The 21,118-nt window shown below is 70.0% G+C and carries 23 protein-coding genes; 11 read left to right on the top strand and 12 right to left on the bottom strand.

What is annotated here, in order from left to right; all coding sequences use genetic code 11:
- Window positions 1–19: 19 nt before the first annotated feature.
- The 3 genes from B4N89_RS17795 to B4N89_RS17785 all read right to left on the bottom strand — a co-directional run bounded on the left by B4N89_RS17795 (window position 20) and on the right by B4N89_RS17785 (window position 1,577).
- Window positions 20–517: a DUF4186 domain-containing protein gene (locus tag B4N89_RS17795; RefSeq protein WP_078976807.1), complete on the bottom strand. Its 498-nt coding sequence runs from the start codon at window positions 515–517 to the stop codon at window positions 20–22.
- Between the two features lie 49 nt (window positions 518–566).
- Complete coding sequence (locus B4N89_RS17790; protein WP_078976806.1) at window positions 567–1,085, bottom strand: GNAT family N-acetyltransferase; 519 nt, start codon at window positions 1,083–1,085, stop codon at window positions 567–569.
- Between the two features lie 105 nt (window positions 1,086–1,190).
- Window positions 1,191–1,577, bottom strand: coding sequence for a winged helix-turn-helix transcriptional regulator (locus tag B4N89_RS17785; protein ID WP_235618673.1), 387 nt, complete (start codon window positions 1,575–1,577; stop codon window positions 1,191–1,193).
- A gap of 112 nt (window positions 1,578–1,689) precedes the next feature.
- Here B4N89_RS17785 and B4N89_RS17780 point away from each other — a divergent pair, with 112 nt between their 5' ends.
- A complete protein-coding gene (locus tag B4N89_RS17780) occupies window positions 1,690–2,355 on the top strand; it encodes an NAD(P)-dependent oxidoreductase (RefSeq protein WP_078976804.1) in 666 nt (221 codons plus the stop codon).
- A 189-nt stretch (window positions 2,356–2,544) separates the two neighbouring features.
- The gene (locus B4N89_RS17775; RefSeq protein WP_078976803.1) at window positions 2,545–3,021 is read left to right on the top strand and encodes a hypothetical protein; all 477 of its coding nucleotides are present in this window, start codon (window positions 2,545–2,547) and stop codon (window positions 3,019–3,021) included.
- A 222-nt stretch (window positions 3,022–3,243) separates the two neighbouring features.
- Here B4N89_RS17775 and B4N89_RS17770 read toward each other — a convergent pair whose 3' ends face one another.
- A complete protein-coding gene (locus B4N89_RS17770; RefSeq protein ID WP_078976802.1) occupies window positions 3,244–4,998 on the bottom strand; it encodes an MFS transporter in 1,755 nt (584 codons plus the stop codon).
- 74 nt (window positions 4,999–5,072) lie between these two features.
- Between B4N89_RS17770 and B4N89_RS17765 the strand changes: the two genes are divergently transcribed.
- On the top strand, window positions 5,073–6,086 hold the full coding sequence (locus B4N89_RS17765) for a helix-turn-helix transcriptional regulator (RefSeq protein ID WP_078976801.1): 1,014 nt from the start codon (window positions 5,073–5,075) through the stop codon (window positions 6,084–6,086).
- Window positions 6,087–6,145: 59 nt separating this feature from the next.
- Here B4N89_RS17765 and B4N89_RS17760 read toward each other — a convergent pair whose 3' ends face one another.
- The 7 genes from B4N89_RS17760 to B4N89_RS17735 all read right to left on the bottom strand — a co-directional run bounded on the left by B4N89_RS17760 (window position 6,146) and on the right by B4N89_RS17735 (window position 12,635).
- On the bottom strand, window positions 6,146–7,450 hold the full coding sequence (locus B4N89_RS17760; RefSeq protein WP_101897107.1) for a dicarboxylate/amino acid:cation symporter: 1,305 nt from the start codon (window positions 7,448–7,450) through the stop codon (window positions 6,146–6,148).
- A gap of 516 nt (window positions 7,451–7,966) precedes the next feature.
- On the bottom strand, window positions 7,967–8,272 hold the full coding sequence (locus B4N89_RS17755) for a DUF4229 domain-containing protein (RefSeq protein ID WP_235618938.1): 306 nt from the start codon (window positions 8,270–8,272) through the stop codon (window positions 7,967–7,969).
- A 144-nt stretch (window positions 8,273–8,416) separates the two neighbouring features.
- The gene (locus B4N89_RS17750; RefSeq protein WP_161500748.1) at window positions 8,417–9,502 is read right to left on the bottom strand and encodes an SUKH-4 family immunity protein; all 1,086 of its coding nucleotides are present in this window, start codon (window positions 9,500–9,502) and stop codon (window positions 8,417–8,419) included.
- Entirely contained in the window at window positions 9,495–9,875 is a 381-nt protein-coding gene (locus B4N89_RS49825) for a hypothetical protein (protein ID WP_161500747.1), read from the bottom strand. The genes B4N89_RS17750 and B4N89_RS49825 overlap by 8 nt, the downstream gene beginning before the upstream one ends.
- Window positions 9,876–9,917: 42 nt before the next feature.
- Window positions 9,918–11,081, bottom strand: a complete 1,164-nt coding sequence (gene mqnE, locus B4N89_RS17745) for an aminofutalosine synthase MqnE (protein ID WP_078976797.1) — start codon at window positions 11,079–11,081, stop codon at window positions 9,918–9,920.
- Window positions 11,082–11,161: 80 nt separating this feature from the next.
- A complete protein-coding gene (locus B4N89_RS17740; protein ID WP_078976796.1) occupies window positions 11,162–12,121 on the bottom strand; it encodes a threonine ammonia-lyase in 960 nt (319 codons plus the stop codon).
- A gap of 55 nt (window positions 12,122–12,176) precedes the next feature.
- On the bottom strand, window positions 12,177–12,635 hold the full coding sequence (locus B4N89_RS17735) for an Lrp/AsnC family transcriptional regulator (RefSeq protein ID WP_026219445.1): 459 nt from the start codon (window positions 12,633–12,635) through the stop codon (window positions 12,177–12,179).
- A 180-nt stretch (window positions 12,636–12,815) separates the two neighbouring features.
- On the opposite strand from B4N89_RS17735, the gene B4N89_RS52640 reads away from it, so the two are divergent.
- Complete coding sequence (locus B4N89_RS52640) at window positions 12,816–12,950, top strand: hypothetical protein (RefSeq protein WP_268812554.1); 135 nt, start codon at window positions 12,816–12,818, stop codon at window positions 12,948–12,950.
- 98 nt (window positions 12,951–13,048) lie between these two features.
- On the opposite strand, the gene B4N89_RS17730 is transcribed toward B4N89_RS52640, so the two are convergent.
- A complete protein-coding gene (locus B4N89_RS17730) occupies window positions 13,049–13,714 on the bottom strand; it encodes a UbiX family flavin prenyltransferase (RefSeq protein ID WP_078976795.1) in 666 nt (221 codons plus the stop codon).
- Window positions 13,715–13,884: 170 nt separating this feature from the next.
- Between B4N89_RS17730 and B4N89_RS17725 the strand changes: the two genes are divergently transcribed.
- The 7 genes from B4N89_RS17725 (at window position 13,885) to B4N89_RS17695 (ending at window position 20,814) form a co-directional block, all read left to right on the top strand.
- A complete protein-coding gene (locus B4N89_RS17725) occupies window positions 13,885–14,835 on the top strand; it encodes a hypothetical protein (RefSeq protein WP_078976794.1) in 951 nt (316 codons plus the stop codon).
- 409 nt (window positions 14,836–15,244) lie between these two features.
- A complete protein-coding gene (locus tag B4N89_RS17720) occupies window positions 15,245–15,691 on the top strand; it encodes a PaaI family thioesterase (protein ID WP_078976793.1) in 447 nt (148 codons plus the stop codon).
- Between the two features lie 228 nt (window positions 15,692–15,919).
- Window positions 15,920–16,588, top strand: coding sequence for an iron-containing redox enzyme family protein (locus B4N89_RS17715; protein WP_078976792.1), 669 nt, complete (start codon window positions 15,920–15,922; stop codon window positions 16,586–16,588).
- 18 nt (window positions 16,589–16,606) lie between these two features.
- Window positions 16,607–17,335, top strand: a complete 729-nt coding sequence (locus tag B4N89_RS17710; protein ID WP_078976791.1) for a hypothetical protein — start codon at window positions 16,607–16,609, stop codon at window positions 17,333–17,335.
- Window positions 17,319–18,380, top strand: coding sequence for a methyltransferase (locus B4N89_RS17705; protein ID WP_078976790.1), 1,062 nt, complete (start codon window positions 17,319–17,321; stop codon window positions 18,378–18,380). The genes B4N89_RS17710 and B4N89_RS17705 overlap by 17 nt, the downstream gene beginning before the upstream one ends.
- 15 nt (window positions 18,381–18,395) lie before the next feature.
- Complete coding sequence (locus B4N89_RS17700; protein ID WP_078976789.1) at window positions 18,396–19,661, top strand: acyl-CoA dehydrogenase family protein; 1,266 nt, start codon at window positions 18,396–18,398, stop codon at window positions 19,659–19,661.
- A gap of 49 nt (window positions 19,662–19,710) precedes the next feature.
- Window positions 19,711–20,814, top strand: coding sequence for a ferritin-like domain-containing protein (locus tag B4N89_RS17695; RefSeq protein WP_078976788.1), 1,104 nt, complete (start codon window positions 19,711–19,713; stop codon window positions 20,812–20,814).
- Window positions 20,815–21,118 lie beyond the last annotated feature (304 nt).

The raw sequence follows: 21,118 nt of genomic DNA, 5'->3' as shown, positions 1-21,118 counted from the left end.
GGCGCGGCGGGTGCTCGGCTCAGCGGGACTTGGACGCCCGCAGACCGCGACCCGTCCTCGGGGCGCCGGTCGGGTTCTCCGGGACGGCCGGCATCGCCGATCGCGGCGGGCGACTCGTGCGGGTCTTGGCGACCGGGCCGATCTCCCGGGTGAGCCAGCCGCAGACGAGGTTGACCGCGTAGTTCAACTCGGCCTTGTCGAGCGGCCGGCCCTGGGGGATGCCGTGCACTTCCTCCAGGCAGCCCCGGCAGCAGGTGCCCGTGGCATGCTGCGCGACGAAGACCGGGTGGCCCCGGTACGGGGTCTGCCGGCCGTCCCTGCTCGGCTTGGCGGGGCCGATGCGCCGGGCGATCACGTCGTACGCGTACCAGCGCACGCCGGACTCGCCCAGCGTCATGGCGACGGTGCGTTCCCGGCCGGGAAGGTGGAACCGGGCACGGGAGGGAAGTTTGCCGATCGCGTCCAGGCGGGCATCGAGCGGCTCGGGCCTGGCGCCCTTGGAGGTCTTGGTCGTCATATCGCCTCCAACGGTAACCCGTCCGGCCCGGGCCGGGTGCTCGTCCGGCTCAGACCAGGTGCTTGTGGAAGATCGTGGTGGAGCGCAGCACACCCGAGGCGTCCGCCGCGTAGGACGGGATGGCGCCCGACTCGATCCAGCCGGCGCGTTTGTACAGGCGTTCCGCGCCGCTGCCGGTCTGGGTGTCCAGGGTGAGCAGGCTGCGGCCGGACGCGGCGGCGAACTGCTCGGCGGTGGACAGGAGTTCGCGGGCGATGCCGTTGCCCCTGGCGCGTCGGTGCACCAGCAGCTTGGAGATCGCGGCACGGTGCCGGCTGTTCGGCATGCCCGCGAAGCGGAGCTGGATGGTCCCGGTGACGCCCTCGGAATCCGAGGTCGCCCACACGATGATCCGGTTGTTGCGTATCTCGACCGCCTGCGTCGCCCACCACTCGGCGGCCGCGTCGATCGGCAGCGGGGAGAGGAAGCCGACCCCGGCCCCGTCGTCCACCGCGTCCACGAGCAGCGCGGCCAGACCGGGGGTGTACGTGACGAGATCGATCGCGGAGAGCCGGACGGGCGTTGTCATACAACCATTCTCCCGCGCCGTGCGATCGACGCCCGACCAACCCCGCGCCCGGTCGCCGGCGGTCGACGGTGGGTGTGGCGGGTGGGGCCGGGATGGCCGGTGCGGTCAGTGGGCCCCGTCGTAGGACTCCCGGTTGGCGAGCACCTCGTCCACGTGTGCCTCGGCCCAGTCCTGGACCGCCCGGTAGGTGGTGATCAGGCTTTCGCCGAGGGGGGTCAGCGTGTATTCGGTACGCGGCGGGACCTCGGCGAAGACCTCGCGGCGGATCAGCCCGTCGCGTTCGAGGTCGCGCAGGTTGGTGGTGAGCACCTTCGGGGTGATGCCCCGGACCCGCAGGCGCAGCTCGGTGAAGCGCAGGGTGCCGGCCGCCAGGTTGAGGATGATCAGCACGCTCCACCGCGAGCCGAGGCGGTCCAGGACGTGCCGGCTGCGGCAGTCCGGCGAGTCGGTCAGCAACCTCGCCGCGAGACCGGCCCCGTCACTGGTATCCACGAGGAAACAATAGCACTTCAAGGTGCTCGGTATCCGGGAGTAACAATTGGCCCGAGCTGCGGTGTTGGATGGGTGTCGTAGCTTTTCCGCTCCGAAGAACGAGGATTTCAACATGGCCAGGATCGCCCTGTTCGGCGCCAACGGCGGTATCGGTGTGCACATCCTTCGCGAGGCCCTGGGGCGCGGTCACCACGTCACGGCGGTGGTGCGCGATCCGGCCCGACTCGCCGGCGAGGAGCACGAGCGGCTGACGGTCGTCACCGGCGACGCGACCGACCCGGCGTCCGCGGCCTCGGTCGCGGCCGGGCACGACGCGCTGGTGAGCGCGATCGGCGGTGGCTACGTGGACGGCGCCGCGCACGCCGCGCTCGTGGTGGCCGCGGCGAAGTCGCTGACCGAGGGGCTGCGCTCGCTCGGCGACGCGGCGCCCGCGCTCGGCCTGTTCGTGGTCGGCGGCGCCGGCTCGCTGCGCACCCCCGACGGCGGCCGGGTGTGGGACGCCGAGGGCATCCCCGAGTTGGCGGTGCAGGTCATGCGCGGGCAGGGCGCGGCCCTCGACCACTACCGCACGGTGACCGACGTGACCTGGACCTACCTCTCCCCCGCCGCCGACATCGGCCCCGGCGAGCGCACCGGCTCCTACCGCACCGGCCGCGACGACCTGGTCGTGGACGCGGACGGGGTGAGCCGCATCTCGGTCGCCGACTACGCGGTGGCCCTGCTCGACGAGATCGAAACCCCCCAGCACACGGGCGAGCGCTTCACCGTGGCGTACTGAGCCCACGGCGCGGGCGCGGCCGTCGGGTCGACCGATGGCCGCGCCCGCGCCGTGGCCGGCCCCGTGTCAGCCGTTCGGTGGACAGGCGGTGTACGTCGGTCGGTCGTCCTGTCCGCCGGCCCCGGGGCGGCAGGCTGATGCATGTCAGCGAACGGGCCGGAACGGGCCGAAATCGGGGAGCCGGGAACCATGAGCATCGCCACCATCGCCTTCACGAAGAACACCACCGCCACCACCGTCGCCGACCCCGCCCCGGTCGAGGCCCCCAAGGGCCTGCCCGCGTGGTACTTCGCGATGGTGGGCGTGTCGGTCGGCGGCTGCGACGTGGCGCAGGGCTACCCGTCGCTGTGGGCGTACCTGATCCCGCTCGTGGTGGTGAACGTCGTCGTCTCGTTCACGGTGATGCGGGCGCGGATGAAGTTCTTCAAGGCGATGATGCGCAACAGCCACACCCGGATGCTCGCGCTGGCCCTGGTCGCCATCCGCTTCGGCCTGCGCCTGCTGATCCACCTGGTCGGCTTCGAACTCGCCGCGCAGACCGGCCACGTGGTCGTCGGCGTCGTGATGGGCCTGTTCGCCACGTTCGGCGCGATGACGGACCAGTGGCTGATCATCCGCGCCCTGAACCGCGCGAACGCGAAGACCGCCGCGCGGGTCGCCGGCTGACCTCAGTCCCGCTCCAGGAACCGGACTGGCCGGCCGAGCGGTTGATCCACACAGTGGGCCTGGCCCCCGCGGAGGTCGCGGCATTGGAGCTGCCGGAAGCCGTGGATCGGTGGACGGAGTTCTGTACCCGGCTCCGCGAGGCGTGATCGTGAAAGACGTGCCGCCGCCCGGCGCGGGCCCCTTTCGGGGCTCGGGCCGGGCGGCGGGATGGGGGAACGGGCATCAGACCAGGGCCGGTTCGCGGGTTGCGGTGGAGGTTTCCGAGGTGGGTTCGGTGGGCTGGTTCTCCCTTGCCCGCTTGGGGAGGAGGAAGCCCAGGGCGAAGGCGACCGCGGTCAGGGCGAGGGCCAGCAGGGTGGTGCGGCGGATCGCGTCGAGCGAGGAGCGGGTGTGGGTGTCCGCGCTCGCCTCGGCGACCGCGCCGGTCGCGGCCGGCGGCACCTGGAGGGTGCGGCAGCTCGCCGGGACGGTGTCCGGGTCGGTGGCGTTCTCCCGGTCGTCCAGGCAGGCCCGCAGGCCGGCCACGATCGTGTCCTGCGTCCCGGTCGGCACGCCCGCGACGCTCATTTCCGCGCGCAGCCTCGGCGCCGCCGACGTGTCGAAGTTGTGCGTGGCCTGCGCGCCGATCACCCCGAAGAACACCGTGCCCAGGACCGCGATGCCCAGCGAGGCGCCGAGTTGCTGCAGGGATTCCAGCGCACCGGATGCCGAGCCGACCTCGTGGTCCTCGACCTCACCCATGATGATGTCGAAGACGGGGACGAAGATCATGCCCATCCCGAGCCCGAACACCGCCAGCGGACCGAGCAGATCGCCGCTGCCCGGGCCCGTCTCGGCCTGCCTGAAGACCAGGTAGAGCCAGCCGGTCCCCGCCGCCATCACGGTCAGCCCGATGTGCAGGATGCGCCGACCGAGCTTGCCCATCACCACACCGCTGAACCCGGACCCCACGAACGCGCCGACCGCCCACGCGCCCATGGTCAGGCTCGCCCGGGTCGGCGTGTACCCGAGGCCCATCTGCAGGAACAGTCCGATCGCCATCGAGATGCCGACGATCGCGCCGAAGAACACCATCACGAACCCGACGCCCGAGGCGTACGACCGGCGCCGGAACACTCCGAGCCCGATCAGCGGCGTCCGACCGGACGCCTGCCGCCGCAGCTGGTACACCGCGAACCCGGCGAGCACCGGCAGCGACGCGCCGCACTCGATCAACGACCAGAGCGGCCAGCCCAGTTCGCGACCCTGCACCAGCGGGTGCACCAGCATGAAGGTGCCGACCCCGGCGAGCACCATGCCGACCACGTCCAGCCGCCCGCCGGACTCGCTCGGCGCCACCTTCGGCAACACCCGCCCACCGACGAACAGCGCGAAGGCGCCCAGCGGGAGGTTGATCAGGAAGATCATCCGCCACCCGGTGCCGAACACGTCGCCGTCCACGAGCACACCCGCGACGATCGGCCCGAGCACCGTGGACAACCCGATCGCCGGGCCGAACACCGCGAACGCCTTGCCGAGCTCGGCCGGCGGGAACAGGTCCCGGAGCAGCCCGAACGTCTGCGGGATCATCAGCGCCCCGAACAGCCCCTGAAGCACCCGCGCCATGATCAGCGTCTCCGGGGACCACGCCGCGGCGCAGGCCACCGACAGGGCCACGAAGCCGACCACGCCGACCATCAGCATGAGCTTGCGGCCGTACATGTCGCCGAGCCGCGCGCCGGTGAGCAGGCCCACCGCGAGGGCCAGCGTGTAGCCGGCCGCGATCCACTGGAGGCTGGAGTAGCCGCCGCCCAGGTCCCGGCGGATCGCCGGTGCCGCGACGCCCACCACGCTGGAGTCGAGCAGGTTCATCAAGGTGGCGGCGAGCACCACCAGGAGTCCGAGCCAGCGCTGCCGGGAGCCGACAACGGGCCGGGAGGACGGGGACGACGGGGTGGCGAGGGTCTGCTCGCCGCTGATTTCCGGGCTCTTTTCCACGTCTTCGACACTAGAGTGGAAACAGGCAAGGTTCGTTCCTGTATGGCGGCCTCGGAGCCGGCAGACTTCGGCTCATGCTGGAAACCTCCGCGCGCCTGTTGCGCATGCTCTCGCTGATGCAGACACGGCCCGACTGGACCGGCCCCGAACTCGCCGAACGGCTCGGGGTGAGCGGGCGGACGGTCCGCTACGACATCGAACGCCTGCGCAGTCTGGGCTATCCGGTCGACGCACGTCGAGGGGTGGTCGGCGGCTACCGGCTCGGCGCGGGCAAGGCGCTGCCACCCCTGCTGCTCGACGACGAGGAGGCGGTCAGCGTCGTGGTCGGTCTGCGGATCGCCGCGGGCAGCGTGGGGGACGGCATGGACGAGGCGATGGTGCGCGCGCTCGGCAAGCTCGACCAGGTGCTCCCGTCCCGGCTGCACCGCCGGGTGAAGGCGCTCCAGAAGTACACCGTGCCGGTGCGCGCCGCCGGCCCGGCGGTGGACATGGACGTGATGACCGTACTCGCCGGTGCCTGCCGCGACCACGAGCAACTGCGCTTCCGCTACAGCTCGCACGACGGCAAGGAGTCCTCGCGCCGGGTCGAGCCCTACCGCCTCGTGCACCGGATGGGCCGCTGGTACCTGGTCGCGTGGGACCTGGAGCGCGCGGACTGGCGCACCTTCCGACTGGACCGGATCACTCCGCGCCCGCCGCACGGACCGCGCTTCACCCCGCGCGAGTTGCCCGCCGACGGCGACGTGGCCGCCTTCGTCAACCAGGGCGTGCAGAACGCGCGCGGGCAGTTCCAGGCCCGGGTCCTGGTGCGCGCCCCGATCGGCACGGTCGCCGACCGGGTGCCGCCCGCCTTCGGCTCGTTCGCGGTGATCGACGACGAGACCTGCGTCTTCGAGACCACCGCCCCCAGCATCGAGAGCCTGGCCGTCTACATCAGCCTGCTCGACGCCGACTTCGAGATCCAGGACCCACCCGAACTCGTCGAATACGTCCAAACCCTGGCCCGCCGCTACACGGCAGCCACCCCAACCCCGCCCCCCGAGCCCGACCGCGAGCCCGAACCGGCCGAGGAAGCGTCCCGGGGCTGACACGACAACGCCCCCGCTCCCTTCGGCATGAGGGAAGCGGGGGCGTCGGTTCGGGTGGGTCAGACCGAGACCGGTTCGCGGTCCGGCGTCTTCTGGAGCGGGACGTGGGGCTTGGCCGGCTCGTCGGGGGCTTCCAGGTCGCGCGGGTTGTTGTACATCTCCAGGTCGAGCGTCTTCTCCCGGGCGGAGACCAGGATCGGCACGACCACCTGGCCGGCCACGTTCGTGGCGGTGCGCATCATGTCCAGGATCGGGTCGATCGCCAGGAGCAGGGCGACGCCGGCCAGCGGCAGGTTCACCGTGCTGAGCGTGAGGGTCAGCATGATGATCGCGCCGGTGAGACCGGCGGTGGCCGCCGAGCCGATCACCGAGACGAACGCGATCAGCAGGTATTCCTTGATGCCCAGGTTCACGCCGTAGACCTCGGCCACGAAGATCGCGGCGATCGCCGGGTAGACCGCGGCGCAACCGTCCATCTTGGTGGTGGCGCCGAACGGCACCGCGAAGGACGCGTAGTCCTTCGGCACGCCCAGGCGCTCGGTGACCTTCTGGGTGACCGGCATGGTGCCGACCGAGGAGCGCGAGACGAAGGCGAGCTGGATGGCCGGCCACGCGCCCTTGAAGTAGTTGAGCGGGTTGACCTTGCCGACCAGCCAGAGCAGCAGCGGGTAGACCACGAACATCACCAGCGCGCAACCGATGTAGATGTCGGCGGTGAACGTGCCCAGCGGCTTGATCAGGTCCCAGCCGTAGGTGGCGACCGAGGTGCCGATCAGGCCGAGCGTGCCCAGCGGGGACAGCTTGATGACCCACCACAGCGCCTTCTGGATGATCTCCAGAACCAGCTCGGCGCCCTTGACCAGCGGCTCGGCCTTGGCGCCGACCGACAGGATCGCGGAACCGAGCACGACCGCGAGGAACACGATCTGCAGGACCTTGACCTCGGAGAACGCGGTGACGATGTTGGTCGGGATGATGCCGGTGAGGAAGTCGAGCCAGTCGCCGTTGGTCTTCGGCGCCTTGCCCGGGTCGGCCGGCAGCTTGAAGCCGTCACCCGGGTTGGTGACCAGGCCGATGGTCAGGCCGATGGCGACCGCGATCAGCGACGTGATCAGGAACCACATCAGCGTGCGGGCGGCGAGCCGGGCCGCGTTGTTCACGTTGCGCAGGTTGACCACGCTGACCAGGATCGCGGTGAACACCAGCGGCGGTACGGCCAGCTTGAGCAGCTGGACGAAGATCGTGCCGATCTGGTCGAGCGTCTCGGTCAGCCACGAGACGCTGTACTCCTTGGCGATGAAGCCGAGGACCACACCGAGCACGAGGCCGGCGGCTATCTGCGCCCAAAAGGGCGTTCGCTTCAATGTCTTGAGGGAATCGACTGCTGATGACAAGGCAGGGCTCCTGAACGGGCACCGTGGGGGACGGAGAGTGGCGGTACGGAGCGGCCGTGAACCTGCGCATCAAAAGGCACCCGAGTGCCCGCAGGAAGAACTACGAGGAAGCGTTACTTCGCGCAGAACGGCCGCAAAAGGCCGACGTGCGGGCGGTCGGGACGACGAGCGTGAGGGCGTCGGCCCGACAGGGGCACGGCAGCGGTCAGCCGCAACACAGCGCGGTGGCGCAACGGCCCAGGTCGACATGACGACGTGACACGAGCGGGAAACCCACCGCACCGTGTGTCATCTGCGTGTCGCCTGCACCGATCATGAGGCGAGGATAGCGACAGCAAACCGATAAACGCAAAGAATTACGGAACGGACACCGGTGGACACCGAGGGACACCGCCGGCCACACCTCGCTTACCCGACGTCCCAGGGCACGACGCGCTCGACCCGTCCCGCACGCGCGGCGCCCCGCCGAGATCCGCCGGACAAAACCTAGGAGGCCTCCCGGGCGCGCGGTGAGATCGCGCCCGTCGCCTCGTCCTCGGCGCGGTTGTCCTCGGCGATCCGGTCCTTGGCCGCCTGCACCCGGTTGTACAGGGCCTCGGACATGGCCTCGCGCTGCGTGTTGAGGAACCGGTAGCTGATCACCGCCGACAGCCCCGCGGCGATGGCGATCGCGATGAAGACGTTGCCGCCGCCTTCCATGTCGAACAGGCTGAACACGCCCATGGCCGCCGCGAACAGCGCGGCGAAGATGCCGAGCCGGTAGAGCGAGTAACGCAGCGCGGGATTCGACATGGTCACCTTCGGTTCCACTGGCGGACGCGGTACGAGAGGCCGCGGGCGCGAACCCGGGCCGCCACCACCAGTCAAGCATCTCCCGTTTCGGACCCGGATCCCGGCCCCGAATCGGCGATCCTTTCGACGCGAGGCCCGTCCGGGTCAGGGACCCAGCCCGTTGATGCCGTCGAGGATCATCTCCTCCCAATAGCTGCCCGGCTCGGCCCAGGCGAGCGGGTCCACCGACGACAGCAGGTCGACCGCGATCGACTCCCACACGTCGTGGATGCCGATCCCGAACCGCTCGCCCTGCCGGTGCATCCGGCCGATCACCCACATCGTGAAGGCGAGTGTGGACAGGTCGGTGTCGAGCGTGTCGAGGAACGGCTCGTCGCCGCCGGTGTTCCAGCGCCGGACCACGCCGGTACGGCCGTCCACGAGCAGATCGCCGTCCTCGCTGACGTAGCCGAGCACCACCAGGTGCTCCGCGTCGGCCGGCGGCTCCGGCTCGTCGTCCCAGTCCGCCCGGCGCTCGGCGGCCAGCTCCGCCAGGGTCGGCAGCGGCTTGCCGTCGCTGCGCATGTCCAGATACGCCCATGCGTCGATCAGCCCGACGTCGAGCAGGAACCGTCGGGTCGGCTCGTGCGTGATCGCGGCCGGCAGTTGCCGCTCGTCGTAGCCGGAGAACTCGTTCTCGTAGACCAGGTCGAGCATCGCGGGCGTGATCCGCACCGCCAGGCCCTCTCCCGGGAGCGCCGCGCGGCGCAGTTGCCACAGCGCGAAGGAGGTGTGCCAGAACGAGTGCCCCGGGTTCAACTCGGGTTCGGTCTCGCCGAGCAGGTCGATCAGTTCCTCGGCGGTGCGCACCGGACCGCGGCCGGGGCGGATCGCCTCGGCCAGGGCGCAGTTGCGCACCAGCGTGGACACGTCGACGGACATCAGCGCCGGGTCGCCATAGCGCTCCTCGGCGTACACCCGGCCGGTCGCGCCGTCGAGCAGCACCGCCTGGTCGGCCGTGCGCAGCGAGCCGTAGGCGCCGAGCACGATGCGCCCGTCCCGGCCGGGGGCGGGCTCGGCGTCGGGCGCGAAGCCGATCAGCGCCGCCCGGCGGGGGAGGCCGACCTCGGCCAGGAAGCGCCGGGTGGGCTCGTGGGCGATCGCGGGCAGGTCGTACCGGACCACCTCGTCGGACCCGAACCACTCCTCGACGTCGCGCCGGGTGATCACGATCCGCAACGCGTCAGCCATACAGCAGTCCTCCCGCCTCGTCGTCGCGATACCAGCCGTGCACCCGGCCGTCGTCGGCGTCCACGAGCAGGTCGACGTCCGCACCCACGCCGCCGAGCCGCACCGGCGGCGCGTCGACCAATCCGACGTCGCGGAGAAGGCGCCGGGACGGCGCGTGGGAGTCGAGCACGTCGGGGATGTTCCCCGAGCCGATCGGCGCCACCCGCCCCGGACCGAGGTCACCGGCCGAGACCTCGTGCGTGAACCCCAGTCGCAACCCGTCCCGCCCGGCCGCCGGCGCATATGGCGGCGGCCCCACCGGCAGCGCGGCCTCGGCGAGGGGGCCGAACCGGCGCGGGAACGCCGCCGCGTCCGCGCGCACGCCGTCCCGCACCGCCCCGCTCCCCCGTCGCCGATCGGCCGGGGCCGCGTCGGTTCAGAGCTTCATCGGCTGCGGCGTGTCGCGCCGGGCCGGGTCCGGACCCTCGTACTCGCGCAGCGTCTCGTAGCGCGTGTTGCGCTCCACCGGGCGAAAGCCCGCGTCCCGGATCAGTTCGAGCAGGTCGTCGCGGGTCATCTTGTTCGGCGTGCCGAAGTCGTCGGCGTCGTGGGTGATCTTGTACTCCACCACCGAGCCGTCGAGGTCGTCCGCGCCGTGGTTGAGCGCGAGTTGCGCGGTGGCCAGGCCGTGCATCACCCAGAAGCACTTCACGTGCGGGACGTTGTCGAACATCAGCCGCGAGACCGCGAACACCTTCAGCGCCTCGGCGCCGGTGGCCATCGTGGTCCGGGCCTGGAGCCGGTTGCGGACGATGCCGTCCCTGCTGTCGTGGAAGTCGTGCTGGTAGCGCAGCGGGATGAAGACCTGGAAGCCGCCGGTCTCGTCCTGGAGTTCGCGCAGCCGGATCACGTGGTCGACCCGGTGCCTCGGCTCCTCGATGTGGCCGTAGAGCATCGTGCTGGGGGTCTTGAGGCCCTTCGAATGGGCGAGCCGGTGGATCCGCGACCAGTCCTCCCAGTGGGTGTCGTGGTCGACGATGTGCTGCCGGACCTCCCAGTCGAAGATCTCCGCGCCGCCGCCGGTCAGCGACTCCAGGCCCGCGTCCATCAACTCGTCGAGGATGTCCGAGGCGGACAGGCCGGAGATCTTCTCGAACCAGTGGATCTCGGTCGCGGTGAACGCCTTGAGCGCGACGTTCGGCAGCACCTCCTTGAGCGCGCTGAGCGACCTCGGGTAGTAGCGCCACGGCAGGGTCGGGTGCAGGCCGTTGACGATGTGCAGTTCGGTGATCCCGTCCGGCTCCATCTCCTTCGCGAGCCGCACGGCCTCCTCGATGCGCATCGTGTACGCGTCCTTCTCGCCCGGCTTGCGCTGGAACGAGCAGTAGGCGCACGACGCGTTGCACACGTTGGTCATGTTGAGGTGGCGGTTGACGTTGAAGTGCACCTTGTCGGCGTTCTTCACCGTCCGCACGTGGTGCGCGAGCCCGCCGAGCCACGCCAGGTCGTCGCTCGCGTAGAGCGCGATGCCGTCCTCACGGCTCAGGCGCTCCCCGGCGAAAACCTTGTCCTCGATCTCCCTGCGCAGGCCCGCGTCCATGCGTGAGTACTCCCTCTTGGTCTTCTTGTCCGCCGCTGCGCGGCTTGTACGAGGTTACGCCCGGCACCGGACGCGCCCGCTCAGGCCATCACCTCGGCGTAGAGCGCGGGGTCGACGTTGCCGCCGCTGACCACGGCGACGTGTTCGCGTCCGGCCGGGAGCACGTCCTGGCGGAAGAGGTAGGCAGCGGTGGCCACGGCACCGGCGGGTTCGGCGACCAGGCGGGCGCGCAGGCCCAGAAAGCGCATCGCCTCGCGGATCTGGTCCTCGGTGACGGTGACGATGTCGTCCACGTACGCCTGGATGTGCACGAACGGGAGCACGCCCACGGACGTGGTGCGCAGGCCGTCGGCGATGGTGCGGTAGGTCCGCGTGGTGGACCACGTGGTGCGCACGCCGGTACGGAAGGACTCGGCGGCGTCGGCGGCCAGTTCGGGCTCGACGCCGATCACCTTGGTGTGCGGGCTGGTCAGCTTGACCGCGGCGGCGATGCCGGAGATCAGGCCGCCGCCGCTGACCGGGACGAGCACGGTGTCGACGGTGGGCAGGTCCTCGGTGATCTCCAGGCCGGTGGTGCCCTGGCCGGCGATGATCCGCGCGTCGTCGTAGGGCGGTACGAACGCGTAGCCGTGCTCCTCGGCCAGCTCCACGGCGGCGGTGTCGCGCCGCTCCGGGGTGACGATCACCACTTCGGCGCCCAGCGCGTGGGTGGCGTCGATCTTGACGCGCGGGGTGGTGTCCGGCATCACGATCACCGCCTTGGCGCCGAACAGGCGGGCCGCGTAGGCCACCGCCTGCGCGTGGTTGCCGCTGGAGTGTGCGACGACCCCGCGCGAGCGTTCGGCGTCGGTCAGCGCCGCGATCGCGTTGTACGCGCCGCGGATCTTGAACGCGCCGATCGGCTGCAGGCTCTCCGGCTTGAGCCACAGCGGCCGGTCGACGTCGCCGTGCGGGGGCGGCAGCAGGGGGGTGCGTACGGCCGTGCCCGCGATGCGCTTTTGTGCGGCCCGGAGGTCTTCGAGTGTCACCGGATTCGTCATGTCCGCCACCCTACGAGGGCACCTCGACGAGCACTCGGATGCCGGTCGGGGTGCGCTATTCGGTGGGTTCGGGCAGCTCGGCGGCGCGGTACTCCCATTTGGTGGAGAGCACCACGGTGGTTCGGGTGCGGGCCACGCCGCGCGTGCCGGACAGGCGCCGGACCACGTTCTCCAGGCCCTCCATGTCCGAGACCCGGACCTTGAGCATGAAGGAGTCGTCGCCGGCGATGAACCAGCAGTCCTCGATCTCGTCCAGGTCGCGCAGTCGGCGGCTGACGTCGTCGTGGTCGGCCGCGTCGGAGAGCTGGATCCCGATCAGCGCGGTCACGCCCAGGCCGAGCGAGACCGGGTCGACGGAGGCGCGGTAGCCGGTGATCACGCCGGCCTGTTCGAGGCGGTTGATGCGATCGGTGACGCTCGGTCCGGACAGGCCCACCAGCCGGCCCAGCTCGGCGTACGAGGCCCGTCCGTTGCCGCGCAGCGCCTGGATCAGCTTGCGGTCGACGGCATCCATGTCCGTTTCCTCCAGGTATTCGATGGTGTCCACCGGGGGTCCGCCAGGGGACTACGACATGACGCAGGCACAAACCCTCGTCATGCCTGTAATTCATTGGACGGTTTCGATTCTAACCCTTAGAATCAAAGGCATCAGAAGCCACAAGCCTCTGATGACGATTCGTTGGGAGACGACACCGTGTACACCCTGGAGATGGCCCGCGCCCATATGCAGGAACTGCATGAGATCGCGGAACGCTCACGAGCCACCCAGCCGTCGAGCACGCTCAAGCGTGTGAAGCGCCTGGTCGGCCGCCGCAAGACCGCTCGCTGATCATCTCGGCAGATCCGGCACGACCCGCCAAGGCTCCCGTTCTCACGGGGGCCTTTTTGGTTGCGGATGCGGGAACGGCCGCGGTCGTCGGGTCGGGCTCATCCGGTCGCCTCGCGTCGGGCGCCGCCGAGTTCGCCGTCCCAGCGCCGGTACAGGTCGTGGTGGACGCCGAGCACGTCCAGCACCTTGCCCGCGACGAAGTCGACCAGGCGCTGTACGTCCCGCGCACCCGCGTAGAAGGCCGGCGAGGCCGGCAGGATCACCGCGCCGGCGTCGTCGAGGCGGACCAGGTGGCGCAGCGTGGTGCCGGTGAGCGGTGTCTCGCGCGGCACCACCACGAGTGGACGGCGCTCCTTGAGCGTGACGTCGGCGGCGCGCTGGAGCAGGTCCTTGGACAGGCCGATGGCGATGCCCGCGACCGAGGCGGTGCTGGCCGGGACCACGACCATGCCCTTGGCCGGGTACGAACCGCTCGCCGGCCCCGCGCCCAGGTCGCCTGCCGACCAGTAGCGGACCCGGTCGAGCGCGGCTTCGTCGAGCCCGGTCCACGCGGTGAGGTCGTCGCGCCAGTGCGCGTCCCGGAACGCGATGCCGGTCTCGTCGAGCAGGGTCAGCCGGGCGGCCCGGCTGACCACGAGGTCCACCGCCTCCCCGGCGTCCAGCAGCGCGCGCAGCACCGCGGCGGCGTACGGCGTACCCGAGGCCCCCGACACACCGACGAGCCACGGACGTCGTTCTCCCCTATTGCTGCGCTCCGCGTCCATGCCCCCATTGTCGCGTCGCGGGGTGGGCGACTCCCGCAGGGGAGGGGTGTGGCTCGGGTCGTTCGACCCGACGCGCCACCCGTGGCGCAATCGAGTGGACAAAGCTGCCTACCATGCGGGTAGGCATCCTTCGGAATGCCATCGATCGTTCCTCGACCGGGAGTTCAACTGTGCGTCCGATCCGGATATCCGCCGCGGCCCTGACCGTTCCGCTGGTCCTGCTCGCCGCCGGTTGTGGCGAGTCGTCCTCGAAAGACCCCTTCGAGTCCGTTGCCGCCGGCGGCAACGCGCTCGACCCGAAGGGTCCTTCGAACGAGGGCCTGAGCGTGGAGGCGTTGTCCAAGCAGGCCGAGAACGGTTACAAGGACCTCACGAACCTGCACATCGAGGGAACGGGGAAGGTCTACGACGCGCCGGTCGGCGTGGACCTGCGCATCGGCACCGAGAACCGGGCCGAGGGCAAGGTGACCGTCCAGGGCAAGGCGCTCGACCTGATCGCGGTCGACAAGGCGTTCTACGTCCGGCTCGCGCCCGGCACCATCCAGACCGTCGTCGACCTGGGCAAGCGGGCCGAGGCGGCATCCCCGTCCGGCAAGTCCGGTTCCTCCTCCCGCGGTGACAAGCAGTCGGGGGACCGATTCGACACGATGTTCACCGAGGCCGCCAAGCTGGTCGAGGGCAAATATGTCAAGTTCGGCGACACCGACGCGAGCAAGTTCGGCCAGGATCTGCTGAAGGGCGGCGGCACTCCGTCGCTCGACAACCTCTTCGGCTCGGACTCCGACTCGGATTCCGACTCGTCCGACCCGACCGACAAGCCGAAGCTGACCAAGGGCCCGATCACCGACATCAACGGGGTCAAGACGATCCCGCTGATCTCGAAGGACGAGGACGGCACCGTCTCCACGATCTACGTGGCGGCCAACGGCACGCCGTTCCCGGTGCGGGTGACCGCCGACGACAAGGGCGACGGCACCAACGAGGTGACCATCGACCTCAAGTACTCCAAGCTCTCCGGCGGCGTCTCGCCCAAGGCGCCCCCGGCCGGTGAGACGATCGACCTGAACGGCCTGCTGAAGTCCTTCGGCGGCGGCCTGTTCGGCGACGACAAGGCCGCCTGAGCCCCGACCCGTTCGACCCCGCGCGTTCCCGGCGCGGACACACGTCCTCGGCCGTCCCGCATCGCGCGGGGCGGCCGAGTCGCGTTCGGGGTCGGGAGCCGTACGCGGGCGCCCGTATGCGGGGCGCGAACTCGCGGGAATCGGCCGGATCGACGGCCCACGATTCGCTGGTCCGGCGGCCGATATTTGATCTCCATTCGCGATCTTGGCCACCGATCCATTTGCCTTCACCCGGTCGGGTGCTAATCGCCCGTCGCTCTCGCATGATCTTGTCGGAGTGGTTGACATTCGCCCTCCGACCTCACCATGCTGACAAGCGCGGCCGAATGTTCGGAGGTCGGACGCATGGGCGAGCCGCTCGAGTCGAGCCGCGAAATGTCCGGCAAAATCGAGGAAAGAAGAATCGCCGGTGCCGAATACGAACGTCGAAGAGACGGTTTTCGACCGCCTGGGGGATCTGCCGCAGGTGGCCGCTCTCGTCGACTGGACGCTGCTCGAACTCGACAAGAAATCGGATTCGATCCACCTTTCCTTCACCGCCCTGCCCGAGTTCACCAACCCGGCCGGCAACGTGCACGGCGGGTTCATTGTCGCCATGCTCGACGAGTGCATGGGTTCGGCCATCGTCGGTCTCACCGACGCGGAGTTCATGCCGGTTACCGTCTCCCTGTCCACCGACTTCGTGAAACCGATTTCCGTGGGTCGGCTCCTGGGTACGGGGCACATCACGTCGCGGGGCAACAGCTCCGCCTTTCTGGAGGCCAGGTTGACCGATACCGAGGGCCGGATCCTGGCCCGGGCGATCGGCACCTACCGGCTGCTCCCGTTCCCGAAGCCGCCGCCGAAAACCCGTTGATCGCCGGGTCGCCCGGCCGCCGTTCGCGCTGCCGACCCGGCTCTCGCTTCCGCTCCTTTCCCGCTTCCTTTCCCGTTCCCGCTTCCTTTCCCGTTTCCGTTTCCGCTCTCGGTTCCCGCTCCCGGTTCCGCTTTTCGTCATCGCTCTCGCACCGCGGTCGAACCCCGCCTCGGCCGGATTGTCGCCACCACCGTCCGTCAGCCCGCCGGAACGAATGGAGCACCGATCATGAGCAACTTCGACGACCTGCTCGCCGCGACGGAAGAGGACTACAAGGCCTCGATCGAAAAGAACGGGCTGATCGAGCTCGTACTCGGGGGCGCGATGAAACGCGAGCATTACGTGAGCTACCTGCGCGAGACGTACCACATGGTGCGACACACCTCGCGGATGTTGTCGCTGGCCGGCGCGCGGCTCGGCGACGACTACCGGGGTCTGCGCGACTGGTTCTTCGAGCAGGTCCAGGAAGAGAACAATCACGACCAATTCTGTATGAACGACCTGCGGAACCTGGGTGAGGACGTGGCACGGGTGCTCGCCGTGCCGCCGAAGCCCGGGTCCTGGGGACTGGTCTCGCAGAACTACTACATGGCCACCTACGGCAACCCCGTGGGCATCCTCGGCGTGGCCAGTCTGACCGAGGGCCTCGGCGCGGAACTGGGCAAGGTCATGGCGCAGGTGCTCCGGGACCAGTACGGCCTCGAACGCAACCAGGTGACATTCATCAAGAGCCACGGCGGGTTCGACGCCAAGCACATCGAGGACGTGAAGCGCGCCGTCAACGAGTTGTTGGTGAAGGAATCCGACATGGCCGACGTCATCCAGGGCAGGAGGATGACGATCCATTACTACAGTCGGATGTTCGACGATGTGCTGACCACTCCCATCCCGTCCTAGAGTCGAGGATCCGACGGGATGAGGAGCGTACGGGAAGAGCTGCGGCCCGAGGACGACGGTATTCCGACCGACCACGCGATGGCGACCTCACCGGTGGCGTTCGTGGCCGCGCCGAAGGACGAATCCGTCCTGGCCGAGGTGCGCAAGTACCAGACGTGCATGATCACCGAGACCCAGGAACGCGAAGAATACCGCGACTTCCTGGAGAAAGCGCTCAGGCCGCTCGGCATCTATCGCGAGAAGTTCCTCCCCGGAGTGGCGTCGAGTTGTTACAAGGTCACCTTCGACGGCCGAATGGCGGCCATCTTCAGGTTGACCCCGGCCGCGCCCGATTCGATCTATCACGAGGTGATACCGGGAGCCGCAGGCCGGCGGATCATCGAGGTCAACAATGTCGCGATCGAACATTCCTTCAAGGGCGACCTCCTGCTCGGCATCATCATGCGCAACTGTGCGCTGCTCTCGCACGCCAAGGGCTTCGACTACGTCGCCGGGCTGATTCGGCACGAGATCCTGCCCATGTTCGTGGACTTCGGGACGATTCCGGTGCGTCACGCGCCCCTGCATCTTCTGGGCGACGAGGCCATCTGCGACTACGTGACCTACTTCATGACCGACCGGAAAGAACACGTCGATTACGCGGTCTCCCGGAGCTACCACTATTTCCATCGAAAGGTCACCATGAAGCAAATCGCCGCCGACGTGGCCGAATCGACGTTGTGTCCGACCGATGCGCTCCGCGGCTGACGCCGTGGGCGGGGACGGGCGAAAACCGCCGCCCTCGGCCCGGCTCTCCGCGATGATCGTGCAGGTGCTGGCCGGCAAGGCGGTCCACGCGGCGGCCGAGTTGGGCATCCCCGACCTGCTCGCCGGAGGGCCGCGGAGCAGCGCCGAGTTGGCCGAACGGATCGGTGCGCACGGGCCGTCCCTGCACCGCCTGTTGCTGGCCTTGGCCGGGATGGGGGTGCTGACCCCGGTCGGCGCGGACCGCTTCGAGCTGGCCGAGCTGGGACAACCGCTGCGCACCGACGCGCCGGACTCGATCCGCGGCTTGATGCGGATGATGTGCGGGCCCGAAGTCTGGCGGAGCTGGGGCGAGTTGGTCGCGGGGGTGCGTACCGGCGAGCCGCCGTGGGAGCTGGCCCACGGCATGGGGTGGACCGAGTACTACGCGGCCCATCCCGACGCCGCCGAGACGTTCAACCTGGCCATGGCCGAGCACACCCGCGACGTGGCGCCCGAGGCGCTCGCCGCCGCCGACCTGGGGCGGTTTCGTACCGTGGTCGACCTCGGCGGCGGCGACGGCACCCTCCTCGCGCACGTGTTGCGGGCCCATCCCGAGGTCGAGGGTGTGGTGTTCGACGTGCCCACCGGTCTGGCCGCCACCGCCGACACACTCGCCGCCGCCGGGGTGGCGGCCCGGGCGCGGGTGGTGAGCGGGGACTTCTTCGCCGCGGTGCCCTCGGGCTGCGACGCCTATCTGCTCAAGCAGATCCTGCACGACTGGGACGACAAGGAAGCAGGCGCCATCCTGCGCAACATCCGCGCGGTGATCCCCCCGGCGGGCCGGCTGTTCCTGCTGGAGCGCGCGCTGCCCGAGACGGTCACCCCCGGCAGCCGGTCCGAGGCCGCCGCACTCCTGCTGGACCTGCACATGCTGGTCGCCACCGGCGGCCGCGAGCGTACCGAGGAGGAGTTTCGGCGCCTGTTGCACGCGACGGGCTTCGCGACGACCCGGATCACCGCACTCCCCCGCTTCGACTTCCGGGTGATCGAAGCGACGCCGGCCTGAGAAGGGGTATCGATCATGTCCCGCACGATTGACCCGACCGGCGTCGACGGCGGCTCCGTCGACGGCAGGCCCGGTGGCGGCAGGCCCGTCTGCGGCAGGCCCGTCGACGGTGCCGCGATCCTGGCCAACGCCCGGGCCGTGGCCCCGGTGCTGCGCGAGGAGGCCGACGCGAACGAGCGGGGTCGCCGGCTGACCCCCCGGGCCGTCGACGCGCTGCGCTCGACCGGGGTGTTCCGCATGCCGATGCCCCGGGCGTGGGGCGGGCCCGAGGTGGACATCCGTACCCAGACCCGGATCGTGGAGGAGTTGTCCGCGGCCGACGGGGCGGCCGGGTGGTGCGCCATGATCGGCTCGGACGGCGGCTACTACAGCTCCGCGCTGGACGACGCCGTGGGCCGCAAGCTCTACCCCGACCTGGATGCGGTCACCGCGGGCTGGATCGTGCCGGCGGGTCGGCTCCACCGCGTCGAGGGCGGCTATCGCCTGACCGGCCGCTGGCAGTTCGGCAGCGGCTGCACCCACGCCGACGTGATCATCGGCGGCGCGATCGTGTACGAGGACGGCGCCCCCGCGCACACCGACGACGGCCGGCCCGAGACCCGGGTCGCCCTCCTGCGCGCCGAGCGGTTCGAGATCCTGGACACCTGGTACACCACCGGCCTGGCGGGCAGCGGCAGCCACGACTACCGGATCGACGACGTATTCGTCCCGGCCGAGCAGACCTTCCGCTTCCGCGACCTGCGCGAACGCCGCCGCGAGGGGGTCCTGTACGCCTGGCCGGGCATGTTCTTCGCCAACCTCCCCGGCGTGCCGCTCGGCATCGCCCGGGCGGCGCTGGAAGCGGCCGAGGACCTGCTGGCGGACAAGATCGCGGTGCCCGAGATGCGCCCGGCCCGGGAGGACCCCCGGGTCCGGACCGGCGTCGCCCAGGCGCACGCGATGGTCGGCGCGGCGCGCAGCCATCTGTACGACGTGCTGGGCGAGTTGTGGTCGGCGCTGGAGCAGGGCGCCGAACCGTCGTTGCGGCTGCGCGCGGCCCTGGTCGGCGGCTACATGCACACCATCCGGACCTGCCGCGACGCCGCCGGCGTGTTGTCCGACGCGGTCGGCAGCGCCTCGATCTACCGTGGTTGCCCGATCGAGCGCCACCTGCGCGACCTCACCACGATCAGTCAGCACCTGATGGGCCAGCCCAAGATTCTGGAGATGGCGGGCGCGATGTGGCTGGGCGTCGAACGGGCCCTGACCAGGAACCCCCTGGCGGCGGAGGGGTTGATCTGACCGTGGACCCGACCGATCCGACCACCGATCCGACCACGAAGGGACTGTCGTGACGTCGTTCCCGCTCTACTCCACCCCGGTGTCCGCCGACACCTGGAACGTGCCGATGGCCGGGTCCGCCCGCTTCTCCTGGGAATACGACGGAGGTCGGGAGCGGCTGCTCGCGCTGTACCAAAAGGGCAAGGACAAGCAGTGGGACGCCCGGGACCGGATCGACTGGGACCTGGAGATCGACCCGATCAACGTGGCCGGCCTGCCCGACGAGTTCAACCCGCTGCACGGCTCCGACCTGTGGGGCCGGATGTCGCAGCGCGACCGCGACGAGGTGGACCGCCACCAGGGCTCCTGGCTGTTCAGCCAGTTCCTGCACGGAGAGCAGGGCGCGCTGACCGTCTCCGCCCGGATCGTGCAGTCGGTGCCGGACATGGACTCCAAGTTCTACGCCGCGACGCAGACCATGGACGAGGCGCGGCACGTGGAGCTGTTCGGCCGCTTCGTGCACGAGAAGATCGGCATGTACTACCCGGTCAACCAGGACCTGGCCAAGCTGCTGGCCGAGTCGCTGGAGGACAGCCGCTGGGACCTGCCCTACCTCGGCATGCAGGTACTGATCGAGGGCCTCGCGCTCGCGGCCTTCGGCCTGTACCGGGACCTGGCCACCGCGCCGCTGGTCAAGCACCTCCTCGCCTACGTGATGCAGGACGAGGCCCGACACGTGGCGTTCGGCCGCCTCGCGCTCAAGGACTACTACCGCGAACTGACCGACCGGGAGCGGGCCGAGCGCGAGGAGTTCGTGATCGAGGGCAGCCTGCTGATGCGCGACCGCTTCACCGGCCGCGAGGTGTTCGAGACGCTGGACATGCCGGTCGACGAGTGCATGGAGTGCGTCGAGTCGTCGGAGATGTTCCACCTCTACCGCTCCCACCTGTTCAGCCGCATCGTGCCGGTGGTCCGCGACATCGGCCTGTGGGGCGACGGCGTCCGCTCCGCCTACGAGTCCATGGGCGTCCTTGACCACGCCAAGTCCGACCTCCTGGCCCTGATGCGCCAGGACGAGGAAATCGCCGACCAATACGACAAAGCCCGAGCCGCCACCGAACTCGCCACCCGCAAGGCAGAGATCGACGCGGCAATGGAACTGGGCACGGAGTAGCGGCGGGCACGTGCTCGAGCCGCTGCAGGCGAGCCCGCATTTTCGCGACGGCCTCGGTAACCTTGATCGACCGGATGCCCTCGGCGGTGACCAGGAAATCGTTCCAGGTCGTCAGCGCGGCGTCGATGTCGTCTCGGCGGCCGTGGCCTTGCGCCGCGGAACGCCACCGCGACGCGACACGACTTTCGCCCGACGGGCTGCCGAGCACCTGACCGGTCGACCGGCGGCGGCCACGACGCGAGCAGCCATCCGGGACCTGCTCGGGCCGGCCGGCTCATCACGTCGCTCCGCGCCGACGTGCATC

It is taken from the genome of Embleya scabrispora, assembly GCF_002024165.1.
In the GTDB taxonomy this organism is placed as follows: domain Bacteria; phylum Actinomycetota; class Actinomycetes; order Streptomycetales; family Streptomycetaceae; genus Embleya; species Embleya scabrispora_A.
The sequence above is the reverse complement of the archived record's forward strand: the minus strand, read 5'-3'. Positions and strand labels throughout refer to the sequence as shown.

Excerpts from the sequence above, each read along its gene's own strand:
- B4N89_RS17795 (WP_078976807.1), bottom strand. The coding sequence starts at position 517 with ATGACGACCAAGACCTCCAAGGGCGCCAGGCCCGAGCCGCTCGATGCC.
- B4N89_RS17790 (WP_078976806.1), bottom strand. The coding sequence starts at position 1,085 with ATGACAACGCCCGTCCGGCTCTCCGCGATCGATCTCGTCACGTACACC.
- B4N89_RS17780 (WP_078976804.1), top strand. The coding sequence starts at position 1,690 with ATGGCCAGGATCGCCCTGTTCGGCGCCAACGGCGGTATCGGTGTGCAC.
- B4N89_RS17775 (WP_078976803.1), top strand. The coding sequence starts at position 2,545 with ATGAGCATCGCCACCATCGCCTTCACGAAGAACACCACCGCCACCACC.
- B4N89_RS17765 (WP_078976801.1), top strand. The coding sequence starts at position 5,073 with ATGCTGGAAACCTCCGCGCGCCTGTTGCGCATGCTCTCGCTGATGCAG.
- B4N89_RS17755 (WP_235618938.1), bottom strand. The coding sequence starts at position 8,272 with ATGTCGAATCCCGCGCTGCGTTACTCGCTCTACCGGCTCGGCATCTTC.
- B4N89_RS17750 (WP_161500748.1), bottom strand. The coding sequence starts at position 9,502 with ATGGCTGACGCGTTGCGGATCGTGATCACCCGGCGCGACGTCGAGGAG.
- mqnE (WP_078976797.1), bottom strand. The coding sequence starts at position 11,081 with ATGGACGCGGGCCTGCGCAGGGAGATCGAGGACAAGGTTTTCGCCGGG.
- B4N89_RS17740 (WP_078976796.1), bottom strand. The coding sequence starts at position 12,121 with ATGACGAATCCGGTGACACTCGAAGACCTCCGGGCCGCACAAAAGCGC.
- B4N89_RS17735 (WP_026219445.1), bottom strand. The coding sequence starts at position 12,635 with ATGGATGCCGTCGACCGCAAGCTGATCCAGGCGCTGCGCGGCAACGGA.
- B4N89_RS17730 (WP_078976795.1), bottom strand. The coding sequence starts at position 13,714 with ATGGACGCGGAGCGCAGCAATAGGGGAGAACGACGTCCGTGGCTCGTC.
- B4N89_RS17715 (WP_078976792.1), top strand. The coding sequence starts at position 15,920 with ATGAGCAACTTCGACGACCTGCTCGCCGCGACGGAAGAGGACTACAAG.
- B4N89_RS17710 (WP_078976791.1), top strand. The coding sequence starts at position 16,607 with ATGAGGAGCGTACGGGAAGAGCTGCGGCCCGAGGACGACGGTATTCCG.
- B4N89_RS17705 (WP_078976790.1), top strand. The coding sequence starts at position 17,319 with ATGCGCTCCGCGGCTGACGCCGTGGGCGGGGACGGGCGAAAACCGCCG.
- B4N89_RS17700 (WP_078976789.1), top strand. The coding sequence starts at position 18,396 with ATGTCCCGCACGATTGACCCGACCGGCGTCGACGGCGGCTCCGTCGAC.